Annotated in this window: 15 protein-coding genes; 7 read left to right on the top strand and 8 right to left on the bottom strand. The window is 74.5% G+C overall.

The window, feature by feature from the left end; translation table 11 throughout:
* Positions 1-1,110: 1,110 nt before the first annotated feature.
* Positions 1,111-1,278: a hypothetical protein gene (locus tag G9H72_RS21805; protein WP_231127067.1), complete on the top strand. Its 168-nt coding sequence runs from the start codon at positions 1,111-1,113 to the stop codon at positions 1,276-1,278.
* 7 nt (positions 1,279-1,285) lie between these two features.
* On the opposite strand, the gene G9H72_RS15430 is transcribed toward G9H72_RS21805, so the two are convergent.
* Positions 1,286-2,089 carry an esterase/lipase family protein gene (locus G9H72_RS15430; RefSeq protein WP_231127066.1) on the bottom strand — a complete coding sequence of 268 codons (804 nt, stop codon included), beginning with the start codon at positions 2,087-2,089 and terminating at the stop codon, positions 1,286-1,288.
* Positions 2,090-2,093: 4 nt separating this feature from the next.
* Positions 2,094-3,383, bottom strand: a complete 1,290-nt coding sequence (locus G9H72_RS15425) for an adenylosuccinate synthase (protein WP_166172617.1) — start codon at positions 3,381-3,383, stop codon at positions 2,094-2,096.
* A 76-nt stretch (positions 3,384-3,459) separates the two neighbouring features.
* Between G9H72_RS15425 and G9H72_RS15420 the strand changes: the two genes are divergently transcribed.
* The 5 genes from G9H72_RS15420 to G9H72_RS15400 all read left to right on the top strand — a co-directional run bounded on the left by G9H72_RS15420 (position 3,460) and on the right by G9H72_RS15400 (position 8,113).
* Positions 3,460-4,386 (top strand): diacylglycerol/lipid kinase family protein, encoded by a 927-nt coding sequence (locus G9H72_RS15420; protein WP_166172615.1) that lies wholly within the window; start codon positions 3,460-3,462, stop codon positions 4,384-4,386.
* A gap of 91 nt (positions 4,387-4,477) precedes the next feature.
* Entirely contained in the window at positions 4,478-4,996 is a 519-nt protein-coding gene (locus G9H72_RS15415) for a SigE family RNA polymerase sigma factor (protein WP_166172613.1), read from the top strand.
* Positions 4,993-6,273: a hypothetical protein gene (locus tag G9H72_RS15410; protein ID WP_166172611.1), complete on the top strand. Its 1,281-nt coding sequence runs from the start codon at positions 4,993-4,995 to the stop codon at positions 6,271-6,273. Before G9H72_RS15415 ends, G9H72_RS15410 begins: the two co-directional genes overlap by 4 nt.
* A gap of 44 nt (positions 6,274-6,317) precedes the next feature.
* A complete protein-coding gene (locus tag G9H72_RS15405) occupies positions 6,318-6,884 on the top strand; it encodes a GNAT family N-acetyltransferase (RefSeq protein ID WP_331272345.1) in 567 nt (188 codons plus the stop codon).
* 137 nt (positions 6,885-7,021) lie between these two features.
* Complete coding sequence (locus tag G9H72_RS15400) at positions 7,022-8,113, top strand: ThuA domain-containing protein (RefSeq protein WP_331272344.1); 1,092 nt, start codon at positions 7,022-7,024, stop codon at positions 8,111-8,113.
* Between the two features lie 188 nt (positions 8,114-8,301).
* On the opposite strand, the gene G9H72_RS15395 is transcribed toward G9H72_RS15400, so the two are convergent.
* From G9H72_RS15395 to G9H72_RS15370, 6 genes are all read right to left on the bottom strand, one after another.
* Positions 8,302-9,315 carry a zinc-dependent alcohol dehydrogenase gene (locus G9H72_RS15395; RefSeq protein WP_331272343.1) on the bottom strand — a complete coding sequence of 338 codons (1,014 nt, stop codon included), beginning with the start codon at positions 9,313-9,315 and terminating at the stop codon, positions 8,302-8,304.
* A 51-nt stretch (positions 9,316-9,366) separates the two neighbouring features.
* On the bottom strand, positions 9,367-10,947 hold the full coding sequence (locus G9H72_RS15390; RefSeq protein WP_166172607.1) for an alkaline phosphatase D family protein: 1,581 nt from the start codon (positions 10,945-10,947) through the stop codon (positions 9,367-9,369).
* Between the two features lie 75 nt (positions 10,948-11,022).
* Positions 11,023-12,507 carry an MFS transporter gene (locus G9H72_RS15385; RefSeq protein ID WP_331272342.1) on the bottom strand — a complete coding sequence of 495 codons (1,485 nt, stop codon included), beginning with the start codon at positions 12,505-12,507 and terminating at the stop codon, positions 11,023-11,025.
* 1 nt (position 12,508) lies between these two features.
* Complete coding sequence (locus G9H72_RS23090; protein WP_331272341.1) at positions 12,509-13,495, bottom strand: NAD(P)/FAD-dependent oxidoreductase; 987 nt, start codon at positions 13,493-13,495, stop codon at positions 12,509-12,511.
* A 10-nt stretch (positions 13,496-13,505) separates the two neighbouring features.
* On the bottom strand, positions 13,506-14,717 hold the full coding sequence (locus G9H72_RS15375; protein ID WP_166172605.1) for a phospholipase D-like domain-containing protein: 1,212 nt from the start codon (positions 14,715-14,717) through the stop codon (positions 13,506-13,508).
* A complete protein-coding gene (locus tag G9H72_RS15370) occupies positions 14,714-15,142 on the bottom strand; it encodes a DUF3151 domain-containing protein (protein WP_166172603.1) in 429 nt (142 codons plus the stop codon). Before G9H72_RS15370 ends, G9H72_RS15375 begins: the two co-directional genes overlap by 4 nt.
* 201 nt (positions 15,143-15,343) lie before the next feature.
* Here G9H72_RS15370 and G9H72_RS15365 point away from each other — a divergent pair.
* On the top strand, positions 15,344-16,483 hold a 1,140-nt coding region (locus tag G9H72_RS15365), incomplete at its 3' end, for a methyl-accepting chemotaxis protein (protein ID WP_166172601.1).

Below are 16,483 nucleotides of genomic sequence, written 5' to 3'. Positions count from 1 at the left end.
TGTTGAGTTCTCAAGAAACGAACGCACACCCACCCGGAGCATCTTCCGCCCCGGACGCGAGTCGCTGTCTCGCCCTGCCGGGCCTTCGCTTCCGCTCCGGCCCGCGCTGCAGAGGAACTTTATCAGATCCTCTCCGCGGCTTTCGATCCGGCACCTTGCGGTGCTGTTTCGGTCGACGCGGTGTGTGAAGACCTTAGCAGACCTTCACGCCGTTCCGATCCGGCCCCTTCGGGCCGCTCCGGAGCGTTTGTTGCGAAAGAAACTGTAGCAGCTTCTCCCCGACCGCATTCCGCCCCTCGGGCGCGTCATGTGTCCGGGTCAACCCACCTACAGTTCCTCGGCACGACCGCGCCGACCCCGTCTCCGGTGCCGATTCGGTCCCACCTCGAATGAAGACGGACGCTTCGGGCCGACTCTCGTCGTCCACGTTGGTCCCGTCCAACCTCTGCCAGCACGGCCACTCACGTGTCCACTGCCCGGGGAGGCGAGGGACTACGTTAGCGCACGTCCCTCGGCGCCGCAAGTGGGCCCACGGGCAACTCCTGCGGCCCGGCGCCCGCACGCTGCCGGCCCGCGAGACCGGCCCGCGCCGCCGGCCGCCCCGCCGCGTGCCCGACCGTGCCCGAGCGCGCCCCCACCGGGGCGTGGCCTCCCCGCGTGGAGCCTGCGCCTGCCACCCAGGCCTCCGTCACCCGGGCCTACTCCGTGGTCGCCGGGGCGTACATCGAGCTGCTCGGGCCGGTCGACAGCGTGCACCCGGACGACCCCGGCTCCTCGCCTCCCACCTGGAGGCCTGACCGGCCCCGTCCTCGACCTCGGCCGTGGGCCACGGCACCTGACCGCCTTCCTCGCCCGTACCGGCTCCCGGCTCAACGGGATCGACCTCGTGCCCGAGTTCGTCGAGAACGCACGCCGGTCCCATCCGGGCGTGCCGGTTCGTCCTCGGTCCCCTGACCGCCCCTGGCTGCCCACCCGGCTCGCTGGCCGGGGCGCTCGCCTGGTTTTCCCCTGATCCACCTGCCTCCCGATCGCCTCGGGAAGGTCCTGCAGGGGATCCGGCGGACGCTCGCTCCGGGAGGCGCCCGCGACGTCGGCCTCTTCGAGGGCGAGATGTGCGAGCCGTTCGCGCACCGGGTGGCCGAGGCGTACCGCTGGCCGGTCGACGAGCTCGCCCGCCTGCTGGAGCAGGCCGGGCTCGCGGAGGTCGAGCGCGTCTGCCGCGGCCAGGAGGGTGACCGTCGGCCCTACGCGGTGCCGGCCGCCCGGGCGGTCGCGTGACGACGCCTCAGCGCCCCCCGGCAGCGCGGAGCTCGCCGCACCGGGACGCCTCGGGCACCTCGTCCAGTCCGGGCCCGAGCGCGGCGAGGACCAGGCCCGTCGCCAGCGGGTCGGTCGGCAGCGCCCCGTGGTCGGCCCGGCTGTCGGCGCAGACGTCCTGCAGTGCGACGTCGACGGCCCCCTCCAGGCGCGCCGACTCCACCGGGGTCACCACGTCGTCGAAGCGCGACCAGAGGCTCACCCAGCGCGGGCCGTCCGGGGTCTCGTCACCCGCGTCCAGCTCGGTGAGCACCGAGGAGCCGGGAGCCAGCTGCCGGCAGGCCAGCGGGCACACCGACTCGTCCCCCAGCAGCACCCCGAGCGCGGCCACCTGCGCGCCGTGGTGCGGTGACCCGAGCGTGACGATGCGCCGCGCCTTCGCCACCCCGCCGGAGTCGCGTACCCAGAGCCGGATCGTCACGCCCCCGGCCGAGTAGCCCACGAGGTCGACGGAGGGCGCGCCCCCGGCCAGCGCCGCGGAGACCTCCGCGTCCAGCGAGCGGGCGGCCTCGCGCAGGTCCCCGCGCCCGTCGCCCGGCAGCCCGACCACGGTGGCCTCCCGCCCCGCCGCCCGCAGGCGCGCCGCCAGGGGCTGCAGCGAGGCGGTGGAGCCGCCGTACCCGGGCACGAGGAGCACCGGCCCGACCACGTCGTCCCCGGCGCCGGGAGCCTTTCCGGCGGGGCCGTCGGCCCCGGGCTGCAGCAGGGCGACGGCCCCTGCACCGAGCAGGAGCACGAGGAGGACCGCGAGGCCCGCCAGCAGCCGGCGCACGCGATCAGCCCGGGAGCAGGCTGCGCACCTCGATCGTCTGGTCCCGCCCGGGGCCGACGCCGATCGCGCTCATCGGTGCCCCGGACATCTCCTCGAGGGCCGTGACGTAGGCCTGCGCGTTCTTCGGCAGGTCCTCCAGCGTCTTCGCGCCGGTGATGTCCTCGTCCCAGCCCGGGAAGTACTCGTAGACGGGCTTCGCATGGTGGAAGTCGGTCTGCGTCATCGGCATCTCGTCGTGCCGCACGCCGTCGACGTCGTACGCGACGCAGACCGGGATGCGCTCCCAGCCGGTCAGCACGTCGAGCTTGGTCAGGACGAAGTCGGTCGTGCCGTTGATCCGCGCGGCGAACCGTGCCACCACCGCGTCGTACCAGCCGCAGCGCCGGGGGCGCCCCGTGGTCGTGCCGAACTCCCCGCCGTCCCGGCGCAGCCGCTCACCGTCGGCGTCGAGCAGCTCGGTCGGGAACGGGCCGGAGCCGACGCGCGTCGTGTAGGCCTTCACGACCGCGACGACCCGGTCGATGCGCGTCGGCGGCACACCGGAGCCGGTGCAGGCGCCACCTGCGGTCGGGTTCGAGGACGTGACGAACGGATAGGTGCCGTGGTCGACGTCGAGCAGGGTCGCCTGGCCACCCTCGAGGACCATGGTCCTGCCCTCGTCGAGCGCGTTGTTGAGCAGCAGCGCGGTGTCGCGCACGTAGGGGCGCAACCGGTCGACGTAGGTCAGCAGCTCCTCGGCCACCTCGTCGACGGTGATCGCACGCCGGTTGAACACCTTGACCAGCAGGTTGTTCTTCTGGTCGAGCGAGCCCTCGATCTTCTGCCGGAGGATCTTCTCGTCGAAGAGGTCCTGCACGCGGACGCCGAGGCGGTTCATCTTGTCCGCGTACGTCGGGCCGATCCCGCGCCCCGTCGTGCCGATCTTGGCCTTGCCCAGGAACCGCTCGCTGACCTTGTCGATCGTCCGGTGGTACGGAGCGATGACGTGGGCGTTGGCGCTGATGATCAGCTTCGAGGTGTCGACACCGCGGCTCTCCAGCAGGTCGATCTCGGAGAACATCACCGACAGGTCGATGACCACGCCGTTGCCGATGACCGGCACGACGGTCGGGGTGAGGATCCCGCTGGGCAGCAGGTGGAGGGCGTACTTCTCCTCGCCGATGACGATCGTGTGCCCGGCGTTGTTGCCGCCGTTGTAGCGGACGACGTAATCCACGTCGGCCCCGAGCACGTCGGTGGCCTTGCCCTTCCCCTCGTCGCCCCACTGGGCGCCGACCACCACGATCGCGGGCACGGGCGTGTACACCTACTCGGCTGGGGGGACGCGTACGGCCAGCGAGGTTACCGGAAGTCGACGAAGGGGTGTGCTCGTGGCGGATGCCGGCAGGCCCGCGTTCCTGCTCGTGACGAACGCCCGGGCGGGCTCGGCGCAACGCGACACGGTCGTCGCGGTGAAGTCCGTGCTCCGCTCGGCCGCCGACGTCGACGAGGGCGTCTGCGGCGACGCCGCGGACGTGGGGGACATCCTGGCGCAGGCCGGCGGGCGCACCCCCGTGATCGCCGGCGGCGACGGCTCGCTGCACGTCGCGGTGAACGCCCTGGTCGACGCGGGCCTGCTGCAGTGGGAGACCCCGCTCGGCGTGATCCCCATGGGCACGGGCAACGACTTCGCCCGCGCGCTCGGGCTGCCGCTCGACCCGGTCCAGGCGGCCGCGGCGCTGCTGCGCTCGGTCCGGGACGGGAGCACCCGCCGGCTGGACCTCGCGACGACGGACGCGGGTGACGTCGTGGTCAACGCGGCGCACGTGGGGGTCGGGGCCGACGCGGCCCGGGCCGCGAGCGGGCTGAAGCCGTTGCTCGGGCCGGCCGCGTACCCGGTCGGGGCCGTGGCCGCCGGCGTGCGGTCCGGCGGCTGGCGACTGCGCGTCGAGGTCGACGGGACGGTGCTCGTGGAGGACGACGCCCTGCTCGTCGCCGTGGCCAACGGCACCTCCATCGGCGGGGGCACGCTCCTGGCGCCGGACGCCGACCCCGGCGACGGCCTGCTCGACGTCGTGGTCGCCACCTCGACCGGCCCCCTGGAGCGGCTCGGCCTAGCCCTGGACGTACGCCGTGGCGAGCACCCGTCCCGGGACGACGTCCTCACCGCCCGAGGCAGGTCGGTGACGGTGAGCGGGGAGGAGTTCGGCGTCAACGAGGACGGCGAGGTGCACGGGCCGCTCTCCTCGCGCACGTGGGAGGTCTCGCCGGGTGCGTGGTCGGTCTGGGCGCCGCCGCGCGAAGCCCACGGCAGCTGATCGTCCGATCCGTGCAACCTTCTGTGCTGGCCGCGGCGTCTCCTGACCCGGAGCGCCGACGAGCGGCGCGCGGACCGGGGCGGGGGCAGGCGTGGGCGCGGCCGACGACGAGCGGGAGTTCAGCGACTTCGTCGCGCACCGCCAGCGCGCCCTGCTGCGGACCGCGTACCTGCTGACCGGCGACCGGCACACCGCCGAGGACCTGCTGCAGGCCGCGCTCACCAAGACCTTCCTGTCCTGGGGACGGATCGACGACCTCGGCGCCGCCGAGGCGTACGTCCGCACGACGCTCACCAGGACGTACGTGTCCTGGTGGCGGCGCAGGTGGCGGGGCGAGCACCCGACCGAGGAGCTGCCCGAGCCGGTGTCGAGCGGCGCCGCGCTCGACACCGCCGTCGCGGAGCGGGCCGACCTGTGGGACGTCGTGCAGACGCTCCCGCGCCGGCAGCGGGCAGCCGTGGTGCTCCGGTTCTACGAGGACATGAGCGAGGCGCAGGTCGCCGAGGTGCTCGGCTGCTCGGTCGGCACCGTCAAGAGCCAGACGAGCCGCGCGCTGGCGACGCTGCGGGCCCGCATGACCGTGCCGGCCGACGAGGAGGGGGCGCGATGAGCCAGCAGGACCGCGACGTGGTCGACGCCCTCCGGGCCGAGCTGACGAGCCGGGCCGAGGCGGTGGCTCCGAGCCGCTACGACTTCGCCGGCCGGGCCATCGGGGCGGGGCGGGTCAAGCGCCGGATACGCCGGCGCGCCGTCGGCGCGCTGGCCGCCCTGGTGCTCGTGGGCGGTCCGGGGACCGCTGCGGTGGTGGCCGGTCGCGACGACGCCGACGTGCGCCCGGAGCCTGCGCCCACCGTGATCGCGACGCCCACGCCCACGTCGACCTCGACCCCGGCCCCCAGCGCGACCCGGACGCCGGAGCGCCTCGACGCCGCCGCTCTCCCGCTCGGGGAGCCCGCGAGGCTGCCGTACGTCGTCGGCGGGGTGCTGCACGACGGCGACGTGGCACTGCCGCTCGAGCTGCCCGGGCCGCCGGTGTCCGTGGCGCGGCTCGGCCAGGGCTGGGTCGTCGAGACCCTGGTGGAGTCCGCCGGCGGCGACCTCGCCCCGGGGGCGCTGGTGCACGTCGAGCGCGACGGGGCGGCCACGGTGCTGTCGGACGACAACGTGCGCGGCGTGGCCGTCTCCAACGACGGCGGGCGGCTGGTCTGGGCCGACGGGCCGCGGGACGGCAGCCGGACGGCGCTGCACGGGACGCTCGGCCCGGGGGACGCGCCGCAGGACGCGCTGACGATCCAGGTCGACGGCGCCTGGGACCCCGTGGGCTTCCTCGACGACTTCCAGGTGGTGCTGCGGCCCGTGGAGGGCACGCAGGCGCGCTCGGTGGTGCGCGACCTGCGCCGTTGGGACGCCGACCTCCGTGAGCGACAGCTGCCGCCGGGGATGCGGGCGCTGTCCGCCGACAGCGGCCTGATCAGTGCGACCACCGGCGAGGAGACCGCCGAGCTCATGCCCTGCACCGCCCTGCTCGAGTGGGTCGACCTGACGCCCGTGTGGGAGTCGTGCGAGTGGTCGGTGACGGCGACGTCCTATCCCGCGCGGGTCTCCGCGCTGGCGAAGCCGGCCGGCTCGGACGGCATCAGCCCCGGGGAGTACGCCGTCCTGTGGTCCCACTCGGGCCAGTGGCGGACGGGCTGGACGGGCAACTTCCGGGCGGGGGTGTGGGAGGACGACTCGCACGTGCTCTTCTTCGCGGCGGCGGCGCGCGACGAGCCGCACCGCTTCGCGCTCGTCCGCTGCGACGTCGGCGGCGCCTGCGAGCGGGTGACCGAGATGCGGTCGGTGGACCCGGTCATGCGCGACGACTGGGAGGCCGTGGTCGGGCGCTGATCAAACGGTTGGAGCCGCCCGGCCGCTCCGCCTAGGGTCTTCGGGTGCTCCGGCCCGCGTACCCGATCAGGACGAGCCGGCTGCTCCTGCGGCAGTGGCGGCCCGAGGACCGCGTGCCGTTCGCGGCGATGAACGCCGACCCCGAGGTGATGGAGCACTTCCCGGCCCCGTTGTCCCGGGAGGAGAGCGACGCCCTCGCCGACGCCAGCGAGCAGGACATCGCCCGGCAGGGATGGGGGCTGTGGGCCGTGGAGGTGGCCGACGTCGGCCCGGTGAGCACGGAGGGTGGCGCCTTCGCGGGGTTCGTCGGGCTCAAGGTGCCGCGCTTCGACGCGCACTTCATGCCGGCCGTCGAGATCGCCTGGCGGCTGGCCCGCTGGTCGTGGGGGCGCGGCTACGCGACCGAGGCGGCGAGGGCAGCGCTGGACGTCGGCTTCGGCGAGGTGGGCTTCGCGGAGGTCGTCTCGTTCACCGCCGTGCCCAACGTCCGGTCCCAGGCGGTCATGCGCCGGCTCGGCATGACCCACGACCCCGCCGACGACTTCGACCACCCGGTCCTGCCCGAGGGGCACCGGCTGCGCCGTCACGTGTTGTACCGGCTGCGCGCCTGAGCGTCTCAAGACCCGGTGCCTGAGGTCACGGAACCGTCACGACCGGCCTCGCCCCTTGTCCAGCCGCACCAGCCGCTCTAGTGTCCGGCGCAGGCAGTTCGTTGAGCGCAGCAACCAAGGTCGCAAGGGAGCGAGCAGTGCGAAGGTTCACCAAATGGGTCACGGCGGCAGCCGTGGTCGCAGGGTCGATGGCCCCCATGGCTCCCGCCGGTGCGGCGGACGAGCCCTTCGACGTCCTGGTCTTCTCCAAGACCGCGGCCTTCCGCCACACCGAGTGCATCAACTCGGGCACCCCCGCCATCAAGGCGCTGGGCGCGGCCAACAACTTCACGGTCGACTCGACGGAGGACGCAGCAGTCTTCAGCGACGCGAGCCTCGCGAAGTACGAGACCGTCATCTTCCTCTGCACCACCGGCAACGTGCTCAACGACGCCCAGCAGGGCGCGTTCGAGCGCTACATCGAGGCCGGCGGCGGCTACATGGGCGTCCACTCCGCCTCGGACACCGAGTACGACTGGGCCTGGTACGGCGGGCTCGTCGGCGCCTACTTCCGTGACCACCCGGGCGTGCCCGGCGTCAGCCCGCAGTTCCAGGTCGCCAGCGTCGACGTGCTCGGCCACGGCACCCCCGCGACGGCCGGGCTGCCGGACCGCTGGACCCGCGAGGAGGAGTGGTACAACTTCCGCACCAACCCCACGGGCACGGTCCGCGTCCTCGCCAACGTCGACGAGACGACCTACAACCCGCGCGGCTACAGCGTCCCCGGCGGCTCCGCGCCCATGGGCAACCCGCACCCGATCTCGTGGTGCCAGAACTACGACGGCGGCCGCTCGTTCTACACCGCCGTGGGTCACAAGGGCGTCTACTTCTCCGAGCCGCTCGTCCTCTCGCACCTGCTCGGCGGCATCACGATGACCGCCGGGGCCGCGGAGTTCAACTGCACGACGTACTCCGAGGTCACGACGCTCCTCGACGACCTGAAGGACGAGGGCCGGCTGAGCGCCTCGGCGTACGCATCGCTCAGCGACCGCCTGCAGCGCGCCTCGGTCAAGTCGGCCGCCGGGCACGAGGTGCCGGCCATGGGCCTGCTCGAGCAGTTCGTCGCCAAGGCCCGCAACCAGGTCAAGGGCGACGCCGACGACGTCGCCGTGCGTGAGCTGCTCGTGCAGAAGGCCGGCGAGCTGATCGCGTGGGAGCAGGACCTGGAGGACCAGGAGAACGGCGACTGACGACGCCGACCGGCGGCGCCGAGGACGGGGCGGCGCCGCACGGAGCAGAGGGCCCGGCGTGGAGCGATCCGCGCCGGGCCCTCAGCCGTGCACGCGCCTCCGGCCCTTCAGCGCGACGCGCCGACCGGCCGCCCCCTGGGCACACGTCCCCGGACGTGCCGCGTCACCGCGGGACCGGCACCGTCCGGTCAGCGGCGCGGGTCGACGTGCACCTTCGGGGCGGCGCCCCACTCCGGGCGACGACGTCCCGCGAGCACGTCGGCGACCTCGCCCAGCCCGACCGTGGCGGCGATCAGCGGCCGTGGGTCGACCGCGCCGGAGGCGTACAGCTCGACGGTGCCGCCCAGCCCGCCCGACGCGCTGAGCACGCCCACGGCCGCCACCTCGCGCAGGGCCAGCCGGCGCGAGTCCAGCAGCGACGGCTCCGGCGCGATCCCGATGAGGGCCACCCGGCCGCCCGGCTCGACCAGGTCCACCGCCAGGGCCGGCAGCTCGGCGGCGCCGGAGGCGTCGACGACCGCGTCCCACCGCTCGGCGGGCAGCGTCTCCCGCGACCAGGCGCAGCTGAACCCGAGCGAGCGGGCGACGTCGAGGGTCGGCTCGTCGCGGCCCAGCAGATGCACCTCGGCTCCGCGTGCCGCCGCGATCAGGGCCGTGAGCAGGCCGATCGTCCCCGGGCCGAGCACGAGCAGCCGGTCCCCCCTGCCGACGTCCACGGCCTGCACGGCCCGCAGCGCGTTGCCGCCGGGCTCGACGAGCGCCCCCAGCGCCGCGTCCAGGTGGTCCGGAAGCGGCACGAGGGCCGTGACCGGCACCGGCAGCCGCTCGGCCAGCGCCCCCGGCCAGCCGTTCCGCATGCCGATCTCGTAGCGGTCCGCGCACAGGTGCTGCCGCCCCTGCACGCAGCGGCCGCACGTGCCGCAGCCGAGCATCGTGTCGCCGGTGACGCGACGGCCGACCCAGGACTCGTCCACCCCCGGCCCGACCGTCGAGACCACGCCCGCCCACTCGTGCCCGATGCGCATGGGGTACGCCGCCTGGCCGTCGTGCAGGTAGGACATCTCGCCGCTGAACACCTCGACGTCGGTCCCGCACACGCCGGCCCGCTCGACGTCCACCACGACCTCGCCCGCGCGCGGCTCGGGCGCCGCGAGCTCGAGCACTTCGCCGCGGCCGGGCCCGGGGACGACGAAGGCGCGCACGCCGGACACCATCTCACCCGACGCGCGCGCCAGCGACGAGCGCAGCGGCGCTCAGCCCGGGTTCAGGCCCGGGTTGCCGGCCTCGACGACGAACGTCGCCTGCGTGCGGACCGGCGCGTCCGCGCGGGTCACGTAGTCCAGCGCGCGGAAGTCGGCCCGCAGCTCGTCCGGCGTGATCGACGTGAGGACGTAGCCGCGGCGGTTGCCGGCGAACTTGATGTGCGGGTTCTCGGCCATCACCGCCGGCCCGAACGACGGGGTCTCGGTGCCGTCTCCGTTCGAGGTGATCGACGTGCAGACCAGCTCGACGCCGACCGTCCTCGACGAGGACGTGGAGAAGTCGGCCTTCAGCTCGTTGGCCCAGTGGGTGTGGATGTCACCGGTGAGCACGACCGGGTTCGCGACGCCGCGCTCCTGGAAGCCGGCCAGCACCCGGTTGCGCGAGGCGGCGTACCCGTCCCACGCGTCCATGTTGACGGTCAGCCCCGGGCCGGCCGCGAAGTCCGTCTGGGCGAAGAAGACCTGCTGGCCGAGCACGTCCCACGTCGCCTGCGAGCGGCCGAGGCCGTCCATCAGCCAACGCTCCTGCCTCGCCCCGAGGATCGAGCGGGCGGGGTCGAGCGACTCGGCGTTCGGGGCGGCGAGGCCACCGTTCGCCGCCTGGTCGTCGCGGAACTGCCGGGTGTCGAGCATGTGGAACGCGGCCAGCGCGCCCCAGCCGACGCGCCGGTAGATCTGCATGTCCGGCCCCTTGGGCGTCTGCGCGCGCCGGAAGGGCAGGTTCTCGTAGTAGGCCTGGTACGCAGCGGCGCGGCGCATCCGGAACTGCTCGCGCGTCACGCCGGCGTTGCCCGCCAGCTCGGCGATGTCGCCGGCGAAGTTGTTCTCGACCTCGTGGTCGTCGTTGACGGCCATCCAGGGCGCGACCTGGTGCGCGGCCTGCAGGTCGGGGTCCGAGTGGTACTGCGCGTAGCGCACGCGGTAGTCCGCGAGCGTGAACGTCTCACGCGCGAGGCTGTGCTGGCGCACGCCGCGGCCACCGCTCTCGTAGATGTAGTCCCCGAGGTGCAGCACCAGGTCCGGATAGTCCTCGGCCAGCCGCCGGTACGCCGTGAAGTAGCCGGTCGCGTAGCTCGAGCAGGACGCGAACGCCATGCGCAGCTGCGAGACCGCGCTGCCGAGGGCCGGTGCGGTCAGCGTGCGGCCGACCGGGGAGATGTGCTCGTCGACGCGGAAGCGGTAGTAGAGCTCCGTGCCGGACGGCAGCCCGGTCAGCTCGACGTGGACCGAGTAGCCCTCCTTGCGGCGGGCGTGCTTGGTGCCGCGGCGCACGACGTTGCGGAACTGCGGCTCGGTGGCGACCTGGAACTCGAGGTCGTACTTCTCCGCGGTCAGGCCGGCGAAGCCGTCCGGCGCGAGCGGGTCGAGGGCGAGCCGCGTCCAGAGGACGACACCGTCCGGCGACGGGTCACCGGAGGCGACCCCGAGGAGGAAGGGGTAGGGCATGCGCCCGGGACGGGGCTTGGGAACGGCGAGCGCCGGCGCCGTCGGCCCCAGGGCGACGGTGGCGGCACCGGCGCCGAGGGCGAGGCCGCCGGCGAGGACCGAGCGGCGCGGAAGGGAGGAAGCCATGCCGAGCAGCGAATCGGCCCCAGCTATTGCCCCGGTGGCGGCCGGAGGAACGGCCGATGACGTTTCGAGCACCGGCTAGCGCGGGGCCCCCGAGCCGTCGGCCTGGCCGGGGTGGACGGGCCCGCTCACAGCCGGGCAGTGCATCGGCGTCGCCTGCGCCGGGGCCTGCACGCGGGGGCGGCCGGGGACGGTGACGGCGGCGATCGCCCCGCCCGCGGCCAGCAGCCCGGCGCAGACCAGCATCGCCGTCCGGTACGGGGGAGCCAGCGCCGCCGGGTCGCTGTAGTCGTCGCCGGAGAGCCCGACGGCCAGTGGCAGGGCCGCGACCGCCAGCAGGCCGGCGGCCCGGGCGACCGCGTTGTTGACCCCGCTGGCCGTGCCGGCGAAGCGGTCCTCGACGCTTCCCAGCACCGTCGCCGTCAGCGGGGCCACCGTGACCGCCAGCCCCAGCCCGAAGAGGAGCACGCCGGGCAGGACGTCGCGGGCGTACGACGCGTCCTCCCCGACCCCGGCCAGCAGCACCGTGCCGACCGCGGCGAGGCCCGGCCCCGCCGCCATCGGCAGCCGGGGGCCGGTCCGCGCGGACAGCGCGCCCATGCGCGCGGAGAGCAGGAGCATCACGAGCGTGACCGGCAGCAGCGCGGAGCCGGCGGCGACCGGGCCGAGGCCGGTCACGACCTGGAGCTCGAGGACGAGCAGCAGGAAGACGCCGCCGAGCGCGGCGTACACGGCGAAGGTGACAAGGTTGGAGGCGGTGAACTCGCGCGAGGCGAAGAGGCCGAGCGGCAGCATCGGGTCCTGCGCGGCGCGCTCGCGCAGCACGAAGCCCACCAGCGCCGCCAGCCCCAGCCCCAGCGCGGCCAGCACCGCGGCGCTCGCCCCGTCCTCCGGCCAGAGCGTGAGCCCGTACGTCGTCCCGGCCAGGGCCAGCGCCGCGAGCACGGCGCCGGGCAGGTCCAGCCCGCCGGTACGCCCGGCGTCCCGCGACTCGGGCACGTGCCGGGCGGCGAGCACCACGGCGACCGCGAGCGGGACGTTGATCAGGAAGGCCCACCGCCAGGAGGCCGTCTCCACGAGCCAGCCGCCGAGCAGCGGGCCGATCGCGCCGGCGATGCCCCCGAGCCCCGACCACGCCCCGATCGCGCGGGCCCGGTCCTCCCGGGCGAACGACGCCTGCAGGATCGCGAGGCTGCCCGGGGTCAGCAGCGCGGCCCCGACGCCCTGCAGCGCGCGGGCGGCGACCAGGGAGTTGATGTCCGGCGCCAGCCCGCAGGCGGCCGAGGTGAGCGCGAACCAGACGACGCCGACGACGAAGACGCGGCGGCGGCCGAACCGGTCGCCCAGCGCGCCGGCGAGCAGGATGAGCGCGGCCAGCGTGAGCGTGTAGGCGTTGACCGTCCACTGCAGCCCGGCCAGCCCCGCGTCGAGGTCCGCCCCGATCCGCGGGAGCGCGACGTTGACGATGGTGCCGTCGAGGAAGGCCATGCCGGAGCCGAGGATGGTCACGAAGAGCACCCAGCGCGCCTGGGAGGTGCCGTAGCGGAGCGCGCCGTCGGCCACCTCAGCCCACCCGCTCGGCGATCGCCTGCCCCAGCTCGAGCCCGGACAGGTAGGCCGCCTCGACCCGCGGCCTGCCGTGCCAGCCGTCGCCGCAGAGCCCGACCATCGCCTCGCCGAGGAAGTAGGGCTCCTCGCGCCCGCCCGCGGGGCGCGCCAGGGACCAACGGTTGACCCGCACCCAGCGCGGCTCCTCCTGGACGCCCAGCAGCGCGCGGACGGCCGCGACCATGCCCTCCGCAGCGGCGTCCGGGGCGTCGAGGAACTCCTCGGCGTAGGCCGCCGTCGAGTGCGCGACGAGGACCGGGGCGCCGTCACCGCGCCGCCGGCCGTCGTCGGCGACCCAGGACAGGACCTGGCTGTCGTTGACGAAGACCCCGTCGAGCTCGGGCAGCCAGCCGCGCCTGCCCCAGCCCGCCGACACGGCGACCACCGCCTCCCACCGGCGGTCCTCGAGCTGCTCGAGCTCCTCGGCGAGCGACGGCGCGAGCAGGTCGGCGGCCTGCGGGTCGGGCATGGCGAGCACCGCCGCCTCCGCCACCTCCCCGTCGACCGACGGCCCGGGCGCCACGCTCTCGACGTCGTAGGGATTGGTGACCCGCACCTCGCCGAGCAGGTCGACGGCGAGCGTGCGCAGCCCGAGCGGGCTCGCCCAGCGCATCGGCCCGCTCGAGGTGCCGGTGATGCCCTGCGGCCCGGCGACGTGGAACGTGTCGGTCCAGGGGCGGGCCACGCCGCGCCGCTCCCAGTCGCGCACCTGCCGCTCGAAGCGCGGGTCGCTGACGGTGAAGTACGACGCCCCGACGTCGACGACCCGCCCGTCCACGGCGTACGAGGCCAGCCGGCCCCCGCGGCCGCGGCCCCGGTCGTACACGTGGACGCGGAGCCCGGCCGCCGCGAGCGCCGCGGCACAGGCTGCCCCCGAGATGCCGGCGCCGACGACGGTCACCGGGCCCAGGGCCCGCACCACCCGGTCGCCCGTCGCGGTCACCGGCCGGCCCTCACAGCCAGCGCCGGATCGGGGCGGTGGAGGACTCGAGCGCGCGCTGCAGCGGCGACCGCTCCTCCCAGCGGTCGAGGGAGATCCGCTCGCTGCGGGCGAAGTCGTCGTCGAGGGCCCGGTCGAGGACGTCGACCACCTGCTCGTCGAGGACCGCGACGACGACCTCCTCGTCGTGGTCGAGCGAGCGGCGGTTGAAGTTCGAGGAGCCGATGACCGCCGCGTAGCCGTCCACCGTCAGGACCTTCTGGTGCATCATCGACGGCTGGAACTCCCACACGCGCACGCCCGCCTCGGCGAGGGTGGAGTACTGGGCGTTGCTCGCCAGCTGGCAGACCCGCTTGTCCGCGTGCGGGCCCGGCAGCAGCACGTCGACCTCCACCCCGCGGGCGGCGGTCGCGCAGAGCGTGTCCAGGAAGGACCGGTCCGGCGCGAAGTACGCCGTGGCCAGGCGGAGCCGGGTGCGGGCCTCGCGCAGCATCACGTGGAAGCAGGACTGCATGTCGTCCCAGCCCAGGCTGGCCGAGCCCCGCACGACCTGCACGAGCGAGCCCCCGCACTGCGGCTGGGTCGGGAAGCGGTCGCGCTCGTCGTAGAGCACCCGGCCGGTCTCGGCCCAGTCCTGCACGAAGGCGGCCTGCAGGCCGTCCACCGCCGGGCCCTCGATGCGCAGGTGGGTGTCGCGCCACTCGGTCTCGTCGCGCGCGTCCCCGCACCACTCCTCCGCGATGCCGACCCCGCCGGTGAAGGCGACCGACTCGTCGACGACGAGCACCTTGCGGTGCAGCCGGTGGTTCTGCTTGAACGGCGACTTCACCACCGGCTTGCGGAACCACTCGACCTGCACGCCGCTGCGCGCCATCCGGCGGACCAGGTCCTTGTCGATGAGCCGGCCACCGAGCGCGTCGATGAGCAGCCGGGTGCGGACGCCTGCCCCGGCCCGCTCGCACATGGCTGCGGCGACCTCCTGGGCGATGTCACCGCGCCACCACACGAAGGTCATCAGATCGATCGTGCGGCGGGCGCCGCGGATGGCCTCGAGCATCGCCGGGAAGATCGCGTCGCCGTTGCGCAGCACGGTGATGTGGTTGCCCTCGGTGAAGGGCGTGCCGATGAGCACCTCGAGCTTGCGGCGCAGCGCCTCGGGGCCGGTCGCCAGCTCGCGGTCGAGCGCGTCCCCGGCAGCGTCCTCCGGGGAGGGGGCGCGGCTCACCAGGCCGGCAGCTCGGACGCTGCGGCCGCACTGCTGTCGCGCAGGAACTCGCGGCAGCGCTCGGCCTCGGGCTCCTCGCCGATGGCGGCGGCCGCGCGCCCCAGGGCGGCGAGCGCGCGCAGGAAGCCGCGGTTGGGCTCGTGCTCCCAGGGGACGGGCCCGTGGCCGCGCCAGCCGGAGCGGCGCAGGGCGTCCAGGGCACGGTGGTAGCCGGTGCGGGCGAAGGCGTAGGCGGTCACGGGGTCGCCGGCGTCCAGCGCCTGCTCGGCCAGGACCGCCCAGGCCAGGCTGTACGCCGGGTGGGCCGCCGCGACGGGCCGCACGTCCGCCCCGCCGGCGAGCGCGGACTCGAGCGCGGTGCGCGCCGCCACGTCGTCCGGCAGCGAGGTGGGCGGCGGGCCGGGGAGGAGGTTCTCGAAGGTCACGGACCGATCCTGCCCTTCGGCGCGCCGTTCGCTCCACCAGGCCCGGCGAGAAGAGCCACTTCCCAGCCCCGGTCCAGAAGGAAGTTCACCCGGGTGGTCGCGTGCACGGGACCTCCGACTGCTCAAGCCCCCCGCCCTTCGGCCGATCTTTGGGCCAACTGCGTGAACACGAACCGACGACACCAGCCGGAAGGCCGAGAGATGACCACGACTGCCGCGGGCCGCCAGGCGCCCCCGAAGACCGGCCGGGCCGGTTGGTTCGCCAACCTCCGGGTCGGCACGAAGATCCTGACCGCGCTCGCCGTGCTCGGCCTGGTGGCCGTCGTCGTCGGGACGCTGGGTATCAGCCAGACGCAGAGCCTGCGCGACCGGGGGGAGGCGATGTTCGAGGAGAACGTCAAGCCGCTCAACACCCTGGGCGCCACGCTGCGCGGGTTCCAGGCGGCGCGCGCCCGGCTCCTCGAGTACGGCGTCGCGACGCCCGAGGTGCGCAGGACCCTCCTGGAGGAGCTCGAGGAGAAGAAGGCCGCCGTCGACGAGGGCGTGGCCGAGTACCAGAAGACCGCGACGGACCAGGCCACGCTCGACGTCTTCGTGACGAACTACCGCGGGATGCTCGACCAGGCCGAGAGGGAGCTCTTCCCGATCGCCGACCGGGGCGACGTCGACGGCTTCGCCGACTACTACCGCAACGACCTGCTCCCGACCGTCAGCAAGGCGGCGGACGCGCTGACCGCGCTGCAGAAGGACGAGATGGCGGCGGCGGAGAAGAGCAACGCCGCAGCCGCGGACGAGGCCGCGTCCTCCGTGCGCAACCAGGTCCTCGTCCTCATGGCCGGCCTGCTCGCGGCCCTCGTCCTGGGCCTCTACACCACCCGCCTCGTGGTCCGCCCGATGCGCCGCGTGCAGGCCGCGCTCGACGCCATGGCCGAGGGTGACCTGACCGTGGACGCGAAGGTGACCCAGCGCGACGAGGTCGGCCAGATGGCCGCCTCCCTCGCGGCCGGGCAGCAGGGGGTCCGCACGCTGGTCGAGTCGGTCTCCCGGTCCGCCCAGGAGCTCGCGAGCTCCTCCGAGCAGCTGTCCACCGCCTCCACCCGCATCGCCTCGAACGCCGACGAGTCCTCGGCCCAGGCGCAGTCGGTCTCGGCCGCCGTCGAGCAGGTGTCCCGCAGCGTCGGCACGGTCGCCGCCGGCTCGGAGGAGATGGGCGCCTCGATCCGCGAGATCGCCCACAGCGCCAACGAGGCCGCCCGCGTCGCCTCCGAGGCGGTGTCCGTGGCGGAGACCACCAACGCGACCGTCAGCTCGCTGGGCGACTCCTCCCGCGAGATCGGCGAC

Source organism: Motilibacter aurantiacus (genome assembly GCF_011250645.1).
GTDB classification, from domain to species: Bacteria; Actinomycetota; Actinomycetes; order Motilibacterales; family Motilibacteraceae; genus Motilibacter_A; species Motilibacter_A aurantiacus.
Note: the sequence above shows the minus strand (reverse complement) of the source record. Positions and strands in the feature narration are given on the sequence as shown.

Coding starts and splice junctions, on each gene's coding strand:
- G9H72_RS21805 (WP_231127067.1), top strand. CDS start 1,111: ATGTGCGAGCCGTTCGCGCACCGGGTGGCCGAGGCGTACCGCTGGCCG.
- G9H72_RS15410 (WP_166172611.1), top strand. CDS start 4,993: ATGAGCCAGCAGGACCGCGACGTGGTCGACGCCCTCCGGGCCGAGCTG.
- G9H72_RS15390 (WP_166172607.1), bottom strand. CDS start 10,947: ATGGCTTCCTCCCTTCCGCGCCGCTCGGTCCTCGCCGGCGGCCTCGCC.